Origin of the sequence: Enterocloster sp. 210928-DFI.2.20 (genome assembly GCF_020554465.1) — a bacterium.
GTDB classification, from domain to species: Bacteria; Bacillota; Clostridia; order Lachnospirales; family Lachnospiraceae; genus Enterocloster; species Enterocloster bolteae.
In genome coordinates, this window is sequence record NZ_JAJCHK010000025.1 from 12,688 (window position 1) to 25,336 (window position 12,649).

At 51.8% G+C, this 12,649-nt stretch carries 12 protein-coding genes; 1 reads left to right on the forward strand and 11 read right to left on the reverse strand.

The window, feature by feature from the left end; genetic code table 11:
- Window positions 1-31: 31 nt before the first annotated feature.
- Complete coding sequence (locus LI015_RS19600) at window positions 32-904, reverse strand: DUF368 domain-containing protein (protein ID WP_319638739.1); 873 nt, start codon at window positions 902-904, stop codon at window positions 32-34.
- 205 nt (window positions 905-1,109) lie between these two features.
- On the opposite strand from LI015_RS19600, the gene LI015_RS19605 reads away from it, so the two are divergent.
- On the forward strand, window positions 1,110-1,994 hold the full coding sequence (locus tag LI015_RS19605) for an MBL fold metallo-hydrolase (protein ID WP_227126118.1): 885 nt from the start codon (window positions 1,110-1,112) through the stop codon (window positions 1,992-1,994).
- Window positions 1,995-2,040: 46 nt separating this feature from the next.
- Here the strand turns inward: LI015_RS19605 and LI015_RS19610 are convergent, their stop codons facing one another.
- The 10 genes from LI015_RS19610 to ftsY form a co-directional block, all read right to left on the reverse strand.
- Window positions 2,041-2,919, reverse strand: a complete 879-nt coding sequence (locus LI015_RS19610; RefSeq protein ID WP_002573128.1) for an SPL family radical SAM protein — start codon at window positions 2,917-2,919, stop codon at window positions 2,041-2,043.
- Between the two features lie 22 nt (window positions 2,920-2,941).
- Entirely contained in the window at window positions 2,942-3,982 is a 1,041-nt protein-coding gene (locus LI015_RS19615; RefSeq protein WP_002591845.1) for an AAA family ATPase, read from the reverse strand.
- Window positions 3,972-4,667 (reverse strand): nicotinamide riboside transporter PnuC, encoded by a 696-nt coding sequence (gene pnuC, locus LI015_RS19620; protein ID WP_002564298.1) that lies wholly within the window; start codon window positions 4,665-4,667, stop codon window positions 3,972-3,974. The genes LI015_RS19615 and pnuC overlap by 11 nt, the downstream gene beginning before the upstream one ends.
- Window positions 4,645-5,763: a YkvI family membrane protein gene (locus LI015_RS19625; RefSeq protein WP_118018731.1), complete on the reverse strand. Its 1,119-nt coding sequence runs from the start codon at window positions 5,761-5,763 to the stop codon at window positions 4,645-4,647. Before LI015_RS19625 ends, pnuC begins: the two co-directional genes overlap by 23 nt.
- A 139-nt stretch (window positions 5,764-5,902) precedes the next feature.
- A complete protein-coding gene (locus LI015_RS19630) occupies window positions 5,903-7,600 on the reverse strand; it encodes an ammonium transporter (RefSeq protein ID WP_117627115.1) in 1,698 nt (565 codons plus the stop codon).
- A gap of 235 nt (window positions 7,601-7,835) precedes the next feature.
- On the reverse strand, window positions 7,836-8,129 hold the full coding sequence (locus tag LI015_RS19635; RefSeq protein WP_227126120.1) for a hypothetical protein: 294 nt from the start codon (window positions 8,127-8,129) through the stop codon (window positions 7,836-7,838).
- An 18-nt stretch (window positions 8,130-8,147) separates the two neighbouring features.
- Complete coding sequence (locus LI015_RS19640; RefSeq protein WP_002564302.1) at window positions 8,148-8,729, reverse strand: hypothetical protein; 582 nt, start codon at window positions 8,727-8,729, stop codon at window positions 8,148-8,150.
- 32 nt (window positions 8,730-8,761) lie between these two features.
- Window positions 8,762-10,348 carry a ClC family H(+)/Cl(-) exchange transporter gene (locus LI015_RS19645; protein WP_002573134.1) on the reverse strand — a complete coding sequence of 529 codons (1,587 nt, stop codon included), beginning with the start codon at window positions 10,346-10,348 and terminating at the stop codon, window positions 8,762-8,764.
- 33 nt (window positions 10,349-10,381) lie between these two features.
- On the reverse strand, window positions 10,382-11,614 hold the full coding sequence (gene ilvA, locus LI015_RS19650) for a threonine ammonia-lyase (RefSeq protein WP_002564304.1): 1,233 nt from the start codon (window positions 11,612-11,614) through the stop codon (window positions 10,382-10,384).
- Between the two features lie 59 nt (window positions 11,615-11,673).
- Window positions 11,674-12,627 (reverse strand): signal recognition particle-docking protein FtsY, encoded by a 954-nt coding sequence (gene ftsY / locus LI015_RS19655; RefSeq protein WP_002564305.1) that lies wholly within the window; start codon window positions 12,625-12,627, stop codon window positions 11,674-11,676.
- Between the last annotated feature and the right edge of the window lie 22 nt (window positions 12,628-12,649).

The following is a 12,649-nucleotide window of genomic DNA, read 5'->3' on the forward strand; positions in this document are numbered from 1 at the left end:
GGTTAATAGAACAATATTAAAAAAGCACAAATCAGTCCAGACGCGCCTTCAAAAGCTCCAGCCCTGCCAGTATCACACCGCCCAGTAAGAAAAACAGAATGCTGAAGGTGGACGGACTCATGGGCGCTCTGGGCACATCCAGGGTGGTTGGCCCCATGGTGATGGCATAGAGGGAACCCGTCATCAGGCCGATGATGGTGTAAATGGTCTGGGAACGGTACCGCTCCAGGCACATCTTGATGATTTTAATGATTCCCACAATCCCTGTGACGACGCCCAGACCAAATACCATCAGGATGGGGAAATAGTCCATATTCATGTGCAGGAATTCCTTCACAGCACCTATGATGGGCACATAGAGCCCGAATATGAGAAGAAGTGTGGAACCTGAGATGCCCGGCAGCACCATGGCCGTAATGGCAATCATGGCTGTGAAGAATACATACACCACCAGCCCCAGTGACAGATGCTCCACCGATACACTGATCCCCTCGCCGCCGGAGGGATTAAAATAGGTGATGCAAAATACCAGCAGAACTCCTATAAGGGTGAATACAATATTTCCGTACCTGTCTTTAAGAACTTCTTTTTCCTCACGGATCACCATGGGAATGGCGAATAAAGTCAGTCCAAGAAACAGGGAGCTGATCCGGTAGATGTGAACCTCAAAAAGGCTGGACAGAATCAGAACCGACATGCAGAAGCCGATGACCCATCCCACTCCCAGCTTTACCAGAAACAAAAAGGCAGCCTTCCTTCTGCCGTTGTCCCGGCCCATAAGGTCGTTCAGGGATTCAATAAATGTATCATAAAAACCCAGTAAAAAAGCAATGGTTCCTCCGGATACCCCCGGAACGCTGTCCGCCAGAGCCATGCAGAAACCTCTTATTCCATTTAAAAGCACGTATCTTTCCTCCTGTCATTTTACTGCCTTCCGGCCGCACCGGATGTCAGCATGTTTTTCTCTGAATCATTATACAGGAATTGACAGAAAATTCAAGCACGGTTTTTCATTGACGTTTCTGTGATCTTATATTTTCTTCCTTCCCTTTAATTTGTTCCTGTGGTATCATAGTAATAATTTAAATTGTGAAAGGAAGGGAAATCCCATGTATGAATTGATTCAGGCCGGTCCCAGAAGTTTCTATATTAACAGTCCGGTCAAAATAGGTGTGTATCTCATTGATGATGAGAAAGTCTGTCTGATTGACAGCGGCAATGATAAGGATGCCGGACGCAAGGTGCGCCAGATTCTAGAACGGGAGGAATGGTCGCTCCACGCCATCATCAACACCCATTCCAATGCGGACCACATCGGCGGCAATAAATATCTGATGCAGCAGACCGGATGCAGGATTTATGCCAGCAGCATGGAAGCTGCGTTTACCAGACATCCCATACTGGAACCGGCCTTTCTCTACGGCGGCTATCCGTTTAAAGACCTGCGCCATAAGTTCCTGATGGCACAGGAAAGCGATGTCAGCGATGTGTCCCGGCTGTCAGAGGACCAGCTGCTAAAAGACCTGGAACTGATTCCCCTTCCCGGCCATTTTTTCCAGATGATAGGCATTCGCACCCCGGATGACACCGTGTTCCTGGCCGACTGTCTCAGCAGCCGCGCCACTCTGGAAAAATACAGGGTCTCCTTTATCTACGATGTGGCAGCCTATCTGGAAACCTTGGATAAGGTGGCATCCATGAAGGCAAACCTGTTTGTACCGGCCCACGCGGAAGTCTCTTACAACGTGGCAGCCCTGGCTTCCTATAACAGGGACTGCGTCATGGAGATAAAGGAACTGCTTCTGGAGCTGTGCCGCGTCCCCAGGACCTTTGAAACACTTCTTAAGGAAGTCTTTGACCACTATGGGCTGGTCATGACCTTCCAGCAGCATGTGCTGGTGGGAAGTACGATACGTTCCTACCTGTCCTGGCTTAAGGATATGGGTGAAATGGAGGCTTTCATAGAAGAAAACTGCCTGTATTGGAGAAGCTGACAGGCAGCCCCGGTTTCACAGGTACTCCTAGTATCACAGGCAGGCTCTATATAAGGTCCATGAAGCTCAGCTGCTCTCCCGCTCCCTTGTCCTCGAATTTCTGAAGATAGGCAAAGAGCTTATTGATATCAGTTTCCATCTGCCGTTCTCTGCAAAGGCGCTTAAAAAACGCCATAAGCTCTTTTTTGCGGGGGCTTCCCACCTCATAGGCATTTCCGTACATATCCATGTACTGTTTTTTCAGGCCCGGATAATGTTCATCCAGCCTGCTGTAAAAATATTGTCTGTCTCCATCCCTTAAGGTCACTCCAATGTCAAAGGCCAGGATGCCGTGGACCCTGGCCCTCTCCCCGTACTCGATGATACCCTGAATGTTTTCCTCGGTGTCGTTGATGAAGGGAAGGATGGGACACATCCAGATAATGGCGGGAATCCCCTCATCCCGCATGATCTCCAGCACCTGGGCCCTGCGGCTGGTGGTGCATACATGGGGTTCAATTATCCTGCACTGGTCTTCATCGCAGGTGGTCAGGGTCATCTGGACCACGCACCTTGTCTTTTGGTTGATTCGCTTAAGCAGGTCCAGATCCCGCAGAATCAGGTCTGATTTCGTCAATATAGAGACTCCGAACCCATAATGTTCAATGATTTCCAGACATTTCCTGGTAAGCCCCAGGCTGCGTTCCGCCGGCATATATGGGTCGCACATGGCCCCTGTGCCAATCATACACCGCTTTCTCCTGCGTCTTAAGGCCTGCTCCAGCAGCTCCGGGCCGTTTATCTTTACCTCAATGTCCTCAAATGCATGGTCCATGCCGTAGCAGGTGCTTCTGGAATCACAGTAAATGCATCCGTGGCTGCACCCCCGGTAGAGATTCATCCCATTCCTGGCCGACAATATGGATTTGGCTTTTACTTCATGCATTTTTGCATTCCTCTCCCTGATGTCACCACACTGTGACCAGTCCGATTTGTTCCTGTATCAGTTCCTTTGCACGGTTGAAACGCTCCAGATATGTGCCTTCGATACAGTGGTACTCCACCCTGTACCGGTCTAACAGTTCTTTAATCCGAAGGCTGCATCCCTCCCTGTCCTGCCGTATCTTTTCATTGCGTGTCCCGTCCTGGATAAATTCCACATCCGGTTCCAGAAACAGCACAAGATCCCAGCGGTCTGTCTCATGAATGGCTTCAGCCAGCTTCGTACACACCGTTAACTCCTTTTGCTTATCTCCTAAAAGAAAATGACTGTAAAACAAGGTGGTTACAGCGTCTGTGTCCACAAACAGGATTCGGTTGCTGTGTTTGGCAGCCTCCATCACATTGATTTTCTGGCGCAGCAGGTTTTCGTACAGATCCTCCGCTATCATCAGATCTTCCCCACCCGCATAATCGCAGGTATCCCTGCCGGCCTCACTGACATAGTTGGTATTATAGGCCAGGGCCAGATTCCGGACCAGGGTGCTCTTTCCCGTGCTCTCGCTCCCCAGAACCAGCACACGCCGGGCATAGTAATCCCGGCACACAGAGGGAATGTAATCCCAGTGTCCCAGCGCCCAGGCGCGGATGTCCGTGGAGCACACCGGCACCTCGCTCCGGTCAAAGTAAATCACCTGGCTCTCAGGTCCGTACAGAGCCTCGAACCGGCCTGTTCCCAGATAATCTGTCCCGCAGAACACAGCGTCAATAGGCTTTCCTATGACTGCCTTTATATCCCTGGCTCCCTGTTCCCAGTACCCCGGTGTATCATATTCCTCCTTGGTAAGGGCCTGGTCCTCCACCATCCGTATCATTACATTGGGAAGATGTCTGGTACTGTTTAAAATCCACCGGTAGCGCATCTCCTTTGAGGTGGACTCCCGTCCCCGGCACCAGCTGATAACCACATAGAGCTCCCTGCACATGGCGGCTGCCCGGATGATATCGTGGATATGTCCTGTGTGCAGGGGGTCAAAGGATCCCCCGAACATTCCCGTCTTATACTTCATTGACATGTTCCCCGCTTTCCCTGAACCATTTTACAAACATAAACATGGCGTTTAACAGATAGATGCACCACATCAGTAAGGTGGCGATATCGGTCCCGCCCTTCTGATAATCCGCAAACCACATGAATACAGTCACCACATCCACCACAATCCATACTATCCATTGCTCCATAAGGCGCCTGACGCTGAGAAGCATGGCCAGCACAGACAGGCAGGTGCTCATGCTGTCGATAAAGGGGAGGTTTCCGCCTAATCGTTTCAATACCAGCCCGTAGCCGCAGATGGAGACAGCGGACAAAACCAGAAGTAGTATCTGTCTTGAAACGGTAAGCCTGGTTTTCTCCACTTCCTTTGTCTTACCGTCCATGTGTTTTTTCCACATGAACCATCCCACAAACTGCATAGGGACATAGTAGCAGGCATTCAGCATGACTTCTCCGTAATATCTGGCCCCAAATGCAATCCAGGCATAGAGAACTGTATTCACCAGTCCGAACAGATAGCAGCTCATCTTGCCCTTTCCGGTCAGTATGACGCAGATCACACCGGTGAGGGCCATGGTAATGCCCAGAACGTCGTCACCCCAGTGTATGGACAGGGCCGTGATGATGGTGCAGGCAGCTGCCAGCCATATAATCTCCCAGGCCTTCCAGCCTGACAACTCATGTTTCAGAAATCTTCCCATCCCCGTTCCCCTTCTTGTATGTTTTTAGCGGCCGCAGCCCTTTACAGGCCACGCATCCTATATAGATCAGTCCCATATATCCCACAAAGGGATAAAATACATTGATTAAGCGGCTGAATGGAAGCATTCCCAGCAGGAACGCAAATACAGTCACCGCCGCTGCGGCCATCCTGTTTCTGCCGGGCGCAGAGAATGAGAAACGGCTGCAGACCGTCCACATCATGGTGGAGCAGGAGGAAAACATACCCAGGACAAGGACAACGGAAAAAACAGCGCCCAGCACATTGGAAATATGTCTGGCCAGATACAGAGTGGGAACCGCCAGGGACGCGGCATCCTTTGAGTGAAGCAGGATGGCGGTATTCATGATGGCAATGGCCAGTATCATAGTTAAGGCGCCCCATACAGCCCCCCATTTGGCTTCCTTCCTGCTGCGGGCCGTCATCCCCAGAGCCGTAAAATAGGTGCTGCCGCTGAGAAAGTTCAGGGATATGTAAAGGACAGAGCTGATAAGCCAGTTAGGCGCTGACCGTGACGCCCCCAGCACAGTCTCATACTGGCGGATATGGGAGAGATTTGCGGCGCCGCGGATTACGGTTGCTAACCCCACCATAAGGGTGAACGCGATTATGACAGGACCGATGGTGGATACAATACGTACCATTTTTTCAAATCCGGTCAGATACGCACACAGGACCATGACCGCCATTATCATGGAACCCAGATATCTGTTTATTCCGTAATACTCTGAAATCGTGGCCCCTGCTCCTGAAATCAGTACAGCCATAATCATGAGCAGCGTGACTGGAATCAGCCATGAATAAAACCTTCCCACATTTTTTCCGCAGAAAAAAGTGAAGTGATTAAAATTCACCTCTTCCCTGTGGGCATATCCTGTGGTAAGCAATACCTGGCCCAAAAATAAAAAGCCAAGGAGATTCAGCAGCACCACACCATAACTGTAGTATCCGTAACTGGTAAAGAACTGAAGTATCTCCTGACCTGTAGCAAAGCCTGAACCGATAATCCAGGCAATAAAAGCTCCTGCAAACGTAACCACATTTCGGATGCTGCACCTGCTGCCCTTTCCCTTCATTCCTGTTCCCCCTGTATCCGCACCTGATTTTGTTATATTATAGCAGAAGGCACATAAAAAATATAGCATTGAATACCATAATTCATATTCAATGCCATATTTATCTACTATTTCATCTCAGATTATAATTTCTGTTCTTTTACTCTCCCTGGAGCGCGTCATACCCCTGCTCTCCGGTACGGACCTTCACTACATTTTCCACTTCGTACACAAAAATCTTCCCGTCTCCGATATTGCCTGTGTAAAGAGCTTTCCTGGCTGTCTCTAATACATCCTCCACCGGTACCTTACTCACCACCACTTCCAGCTTCATCTTCGGAAGAAGGGCTGCTTCCTCCACCTTTATGCCGCGGTAGTAATTTACATGGCCTTTTTGCGTTCCGCAGCCCATGACCTGCGTGATGGTCATACCGGTAACTCCCAGCTCCGTCAGCGCATCCTTAAGGGCGGTGAACCTGGACTGGTTGAATATCACCACCACCTTGGACAGCTTGACACTAGCGGATACCGGCTTTGCCGAAGGGTAATGCTCCACCGGAACTGCCTTTTCAACAGGGACACCTGTATCTGCTGCTCCTTCCTTTGCTTTTCCCATAAATACCATTGGCATGAAATCCGCATAGGAGCTGGCCAGATTGTGTTCCGTTACATCCAGTCCCTTTGTCTCCTCCTCTTCACTGGCCCTGAGACCAATGGTATGCTTCAGCACACGAAAGGTGATAATCATGGTCACGCTTACCCAAAGGATAACGGAAACAACACCTAAAAGCTGTATTCCCAGGAAGGAGAAACCGCCTCCGTATGCAAGGCCTCCATCCACCGCAAAGACGCCGGTGAGAAGGGTGCCTGCGGCCCCGCACATGCCATGGACCCCGATGGCACCTACCGGATCGTCTATCTTACACACCTTATCAATGAATTCAATGCCGAATACCACCACAAAGGCTGCTATGAGTCCGATAAAAAACGCGCCCGCCGGGCTGACCATATCACAGCCGGCTGTGATTGCCACCAGACCGGCCAGGGAACCGTTCAATGTCATGGAGATGTCCGGCTTTCTATAGCGCAGCCAGGTGATAATCATGGTGGCTACGGTGGCTGTGGCAGCCGCCAGGTTGGTGGTTACAAAGATATTGCCGGCAGAATATACGGCCGCGTCACTGTCCATGGCTACGGTGGAGCATCCGTTAAAACCGAACCAGCAGAACCACAGGATGAACACGCCAAGGGCGCCAAGGGTAAGGCTGTGGCCCAGAATCGCGTTTGGCTTTCCGTCCTCAGTGTACTTTCCCATACGCGGTCCCAGTACCCTGGCTCCAATCAGGGCCGCAGCCCCGCCGCACATATGAACGGCTGTGGAGCCCGCGAAATCGTGAAATCCCATCCGGGCCAGCCAACCGCCGCCCCAAATCCAGTGTCCCGACACAGGATAAACCACTGCGCTGATAACAGCGCTGTAGATACAGTAAGAAATAAATTTGGTGCGCTCCGCCATGGCACCTGATACGATGGTTGCTGCCGTGGCACAGAACACAGTCTGGAAAATCAGATAGGCGGGAAGGGGAACACCGGCCGGAAGGATTCCGGAATAATCTCCCCGCACCAGCGGATCAAATCCTCCAATAAAAGCCCCCGCTCCTCCGAACATGATGCCGAAGCCTGTAAGCCAGAACAAAGGGGTACCAATGGCAAAATCCATCAGGTTCTTCATGATAATGTTGCCTGCGTTCTTCGCTCTTGTAAAGCCGGTTTCCACCATGGCAAAGCCTGCCTGCATGAAGAAAACCAGGGCCGCGCCTAACAGGACCCAAATTGTGTTTACCGCTGAAAATTCCATCATACATTCCTCCTTGAGGTTTTATTTTTGTTGGGGATGCGCATTCATGGGGGAATACGCAAAAAGAGGTGCATTGCCCGCCCGGTACCTGGCTGCGGCAATACACCTCTTTGTGTATCTGTTATCTGCGCAGAAAATAGAGAAAGCGCCGGATGTCTAAGCACCGGCGCTTTTCTTTATGTGGCTTATTATAGTTTACACTTTGCGAAAAGTCAATGACTAATCAGATTTATTTTTAACCCCGGCTCACAGCCTTCCATCTGGCTTTCTGGCCTTCAATCTGCTCGTTCAGCCAGTCCACTCCCTTTGCAATGCCGTCCGCGTCAAAGGACAGGATTTGCTGTTCCTTTTCTTCTTCCGGAGTAGCATCATAGCCATAGGGCTCAGGCCAAATGGTAACACCCAGGCGGGGGCCGTCCTCACCTTCCAAATCCAGCTTCTCCATACGAAAACGCATGCCGTTGTGGCTTCCTGTAAACTTCTCCTTTTTCAGGAAATTAACCGGCATAAAATCCCTTAACTCCAGCATATGCTATCCTCTTTTAAACTACTTTTCATACTGGCTCAGCTCCACCAGGTTCATGGTCAGATCCGTGATGGTTTCATCGTCCACCTGGGCTGCCGTATAGAGTGTGTACTTGGTGCTTCCCCACTCCCATGAAGCCAGGCGGCCGCCGCTGTCCGTGGTCTTAATCAGGACCTCCAGGCTGGTTTCACCGTAATCATAGTTCTGTGCAATAGCCTCATCCTTAAATCGCTCGAAAATTCCCGCAAAGTCCTCTGCCGTATCCGAGGCCCTGTAGGTGTATGCCACACCGTCCAAAGTGAACTGGGCATCCGCTACCTCCTGGTTGATAATGAAAAAGCTGGTATCCTCAGCCCCCTCCGGCAGCACCATATGGACGCCAATGGCCTCAAAGGCCAGGACATCCTCTACCTCCACCATGGGATTGGGCAGTTCCTGGTTCCCGGCTTCCGGCTCTGTTGCTGTTTCTGCCGGAGCGGATGTCTCTGCCTCAGACGTCTTAGCAGGCTCCTTTTTGCTCCCGCATCCTGCGGCCAGCAGGGCCGTAAGCGCTATTGCCAGCAGAATACCCTTTCTGCCCATAAACCTTTTGATTCGATTCATGTAATTCCTCCTTCCATCCGTCCATGCACAGGTCACTGCCCTTTCTGCATGGGAGCCACCGTCTCACAATATTCCTGCAGCGCCTTGTGAAGCTGCCCCTGTGAAGTCTCGTCGCACAGCACCACTATCTTGTCACCTGCCCTGAGCACGGTATCTCCTCTGGGCACAAACTCGGCCTCCCCGCGCATAAGGGATACCACCAGAGAGGTCCTTGGCCAGGCGATGGCTGAAACCTTCTTTCCCTCAGCTGCGCTTCCGTGGTAAATCATACCTTCCACCAGCACCTTTTCCCCTGTGAGCGTGACCTTTTTGTCCGGGTTCTGCTTTGCCAGAAGGCGGTGCAGAAGCTGGTCGTACACCGGTGCGCAGTGAACCATATCCGGAACCAGATAGGCTGCCAGTGATACCATGGACAAGGTCAGCAGATGAGAAAAAGATCCTGTCATCTCACTAATCAGTATGATGCCTGTAATCGGTGCCCGCACAATGGCGGAGAAATAGCCCGCCATGCCCAGGATAATGAAATTCCCCACCAGGCCGCTCAGAGAGGGGCTGACAAGAAGGGCCGCATTGTAATATATGCTTCCTATGATGGCCCCCATCACCAGCAGGGGCAGGAAGATGCCTCCCGGAGCTCCGGATCCGAAGCTTATCATGCTGAAGGTGAATTTGACCACCAGCAGCAGACACAGCGCCCCAAGCGCCATCTCACCCGTGGACAGCTCCTCCACCAGGGCATGGCCTCCGCCCAGCACGCTGCGGTATGTAAACCCAAACACACCTGCCAGCAGAAAGGGGATCAGAAGCTTCACCGTGCCCCAGGGGATTTTTCCGTACAAGTCCTGGGTTTTAGACAGGGTGGTATTATAAACCACGCCCATGGCTCCCATGAGCACACCCAGAACCAGCACATGTCCGTAGGTGCCAAGGGGCATCATATGGGTGATGTGAAAGGAAAATACCGGCGTAAGGCCGAATACATTCCTGGATACAAAATCCGAAGTAATGGATGCCGCCATGGAGGAAAGGAGAAGCTCCGGTGAAAAGTGCTTATGTACCTCCTCCAAAGAAAACAGTATGCCTGCAATGGGCGCATTAAAGGCGGCCGACAATCCGGCGCTGGCTCCGCAGGTAATCAGAAGTTTTTCCTCTGTTTTCACACGCTTGGCGGCTCTTGAGAACCCCTTTGCTGTCATGGCTCCCAGCTGAATGCTGGGGCCCTCGCGTCCCAGGGACAATCCGCATCCCAGGGATATAATGCCCCCGCCCAGCTTGGCAAGCAGCACACGCCACCATTTTTCGTCAATTTCCCCGATGATTTCTCCTTCAATCTGGGGAATGCCGCTGCCTGATATTAGGGAATCCCATTTAAGGAGAAGGGACACCACACACGCGGCAACGGCCAGAATCAGAATCCATACCGGCACAAACCAGGTATGGCTCTTACCATAGTCCAGTATCATGTTCAGCAGTATATCCGCGGAACCGATGAGATAGCGGAAGGCCACCACCACGGCGCCTGCCAGGGCTCCCACCACTACCCCCTCTAAAATCAACTCATAACGAAAACTCCGGTAACGGTTAATGGTATGAGTAACCGTATGTTCTTCCGGCTGCATAACGTTTCCCCCTGTATCCTTCTGGCCTGATGCCTACATCTCACTGTAGGTGCCCTTGAATTTTACAAGCTTGGGACGGTAGCCCGCGCTGGTAAGGGCAGATACAATCTGATTCTTATGTTCTGTGCCGAACGCCTCCATGGTGATGCGCAGCTCCACGGCAGCATTTCGGTTGATGCTGATGAACTGGTTGTGCTCCAGCTTGATGATATTGCCCTGCTCCTTTGCAAGAAGGGCGGATACCCTGGCCAGCTCTCCCGGCTTGTCAGGAAGCAGCACGGACACGGTAAACACACGGTCCCTCTCAATCAGGCCGTGCTGCACAATGGAGGACATGGTGATGACGTCCATATTGCCGCCGCTTAAGATAGATACAATCTTCTTTTTCTGTACGTTCAGATGCTTTAAGGCCGCCACGGTCAGAAGGCCGGAATTCTCCACAACCATCTTGTGGTTTTCTACCATGTCAAGGAAAGCCACAATCAGCTCGCTGTCCTCGATGGTGATGATGCTGTCCACATTTTCCTGTATGTAAGGGAACAGCTTTTCGCCGGGACGCTTCACCGCCGTGCCGTCCGCAATGGTGTTCACCTGGGGAAGTCCCACCACCTTTCCCTCCTTAAGGGATACCTGCATGCAGTTGGCGCCTGCCGGCTCCACGCCAATAACCTTAATCTTCGGGTTCAAAAGCTTGGCCAGTGTGGAAACGCCGGTACAGAGACCGCCTCCGCCGATGGGAACCAGGATATAGTCCACCGTGGGAAGCTCCTTGATGATTTCCATGGCAATGGTGCCCTGTCCCGTAGCCACGTCCAGGTCGTCAAAAGGATGTACAAAGGTATATCCGAACTCCTCCGCCAGCTTATAGGCGTGATCGCAGGCCTCATCGAACACATCCCCCTCCAGCACCACGTCGGCGCCGTAGCTCTTGGTACGGTTCACCTTCATAAGAGGCGTGGTGGTGGGCATGACAACAGTTGCCTTTACGCCGGCCAGCTTGGCTGCGTAGGCCACGCCCTGGGCATGGTTGCCGGCTGATGCAGTAATCAGTCCTTTGGACTTCTCCTCCTCGGTCAGGGTGTGTATCTTATAGTAGGCTCCCCTCACCTTATAGGCGCCCGTGTACTGCATGTTCTCCGGCTTGAAAAATACCTTGTTTCCTGTCTGGGCAGAGAAATACTCACTGTATACCAGTTTTGTCTCTGTGGTCACATCTTTCACAAGCTCGGAGGCCTCTTCAAATCTTTCCAGTGTCAGTTCTTCCATATCTTGGTCCTTCTTTCCCTTACTTTTATCCTATACTATAGCACGTCAATGTATTAAATTCAAGATGGATTCTCCTCTGCCTGCTTCTGCACATGGAACAGGGCATTGACAAAGTCATCTGCATTGAATTTCTGCAAATCGTCTATCTTCTCCCCGATTCCAATGTATTTTACAGGAATTCCCAGTTCGGACTGAATGGCCACGGCAATGCCTCCTTTGGCTGTGCCGTCCAGCTTGGTCAGGATAATGCCTGTGATGTCGGCCACCTCCATGAACTGGCGGGCCTGGGCCAGGGCATTCTGTCCCGTGGTGCCGTCTAACACCACCAGAGTCTCTCTGTAGGCATCCGGATACTCCTTGTCAATGATGCGGTTGATTTTCTTAAGCTCTTCCATCAGATTCTTTTTATTGTGAAGCCTTCCGGCCGTATCACAGATAAGCACGTCCGCCTTCCTGGACTTGGCTGCCGCCACTGCGTCGTAGATAACAGCCGCCGGGTCGGATCCCTCCTGCTGCGCAATCAGCTCCACGCCGGCCCTTGATGCCCATTCGGTCAGCTGCTCAATGGCAGCCGCCCGGAAGGTATCTGCAGCCGCCAGTATGACCCTGCGCCCGTCGTCCTTAAGCTGTCCGGCCAGCTTGCCCACAGACGTGGTCTTGCCCACTCCGTTGACGCCGATAACCAGAACCACGGACTTCCTGTGCTCAAATTCGTATGCGTTTTCCCCTAAGTCCATCTGCTCCTTGATGCTGTTGATCAAAAGCTCCTTGCACTCCTCCGGTTCCCGGATATGCTGCTCCTTCACCTTCTTGCGCAAATCCTCCACAATGGACATGGTGGTCTGGATTCCCAAATCTCCCATGATAAGGGTCTCCTCTATCTCCTCATAGAAATCATCGTCAATGGCGGAAAAACCACTGAAAATGGAGTCTATCCCTGACACGATATTGCTGCGGGTCTTGGCCAGGCCCTCTACCAGGCGCCCGAAAAAGCCCTTCCTTCCCTCTGCCATAAATCATTCTCCTTTTTGTGTC

Coding starts and splice junctions, on each gene's coding strand:
- LI015_RS19605 (WP_227126118.1), top strand. CDS start 1,110: ATGTATGAATTGATTCAGGCCGGTCCCAGAAGTTTCTATATTAACAGT.
- LI015_RS19610 (WP_002573128.1), bottom strand. CDS start 2,919: ATGCATGAAGTAAAAGCCAAATCCATATTGTCGGCCAGGAATGGGATG.
- LI015_RS19615 (WP_002591845.1), bottom strand. CDS start 3,982: ATGAAGTATAAGACGGGAATGTTCGGGGGATCCTTTGACCCCCTGCAC.
- pnuC (WP_002564298.1), bottom strand. CDS start 4,667: ATGGGAAGATTTCTGAAACATGAGTTGTCAGGCTGGAAGGCCTGGGAG.
- LI015_RS19625 (WP_118018731.1), bottom strand. CDS start 5,763: ATGAAGGGAAAGGGCAGCAGGTGCAGCATCCGAAATGTGGTTACGTTT.
- LI015_RS19630 (WP_117627115.1), bottom strand. CDS start 7,600: ATGGAATTTTCAGCGGTAAACACAATTTGGGTCCTGTTAGGCGCGGCC.
- LI015_RS19635 (WP_227126120.1), bottom strand. CDS start 8,129: ATGCTGGAGTTAAGGGATTTTATGCCGGTTAATTTCCTGAAAAAGGAG.
- LI015_RS19640 (WP_002564302.1), bottom strand. CDS start 8,729: ATGAATCGAATCAAAAGGTTTATGGGCAGAAAGGGTATTCTGCTGGCA.
- LI015_RS19645 (WP_002573134.1), bottom strand. CDS start 10,348: ATGCAGCCGGAAGAACATACGGTTACTCATACCATTAACCGTTACCGG.
- ilvA (WP_002564304.1), bottom strand. CDS start 11,614: ATGGAAGAACTGACACTGGAAAGATTTGAAGAGGCCTCCGAGCTTGTG.
- ftsY (WP_002564305.1), bottom strand. CDS start 12,627: ATGGCAGAGGGAAGGAAGGGCTTTTTCGGGCGCCTGGTAGAGGGCCTG.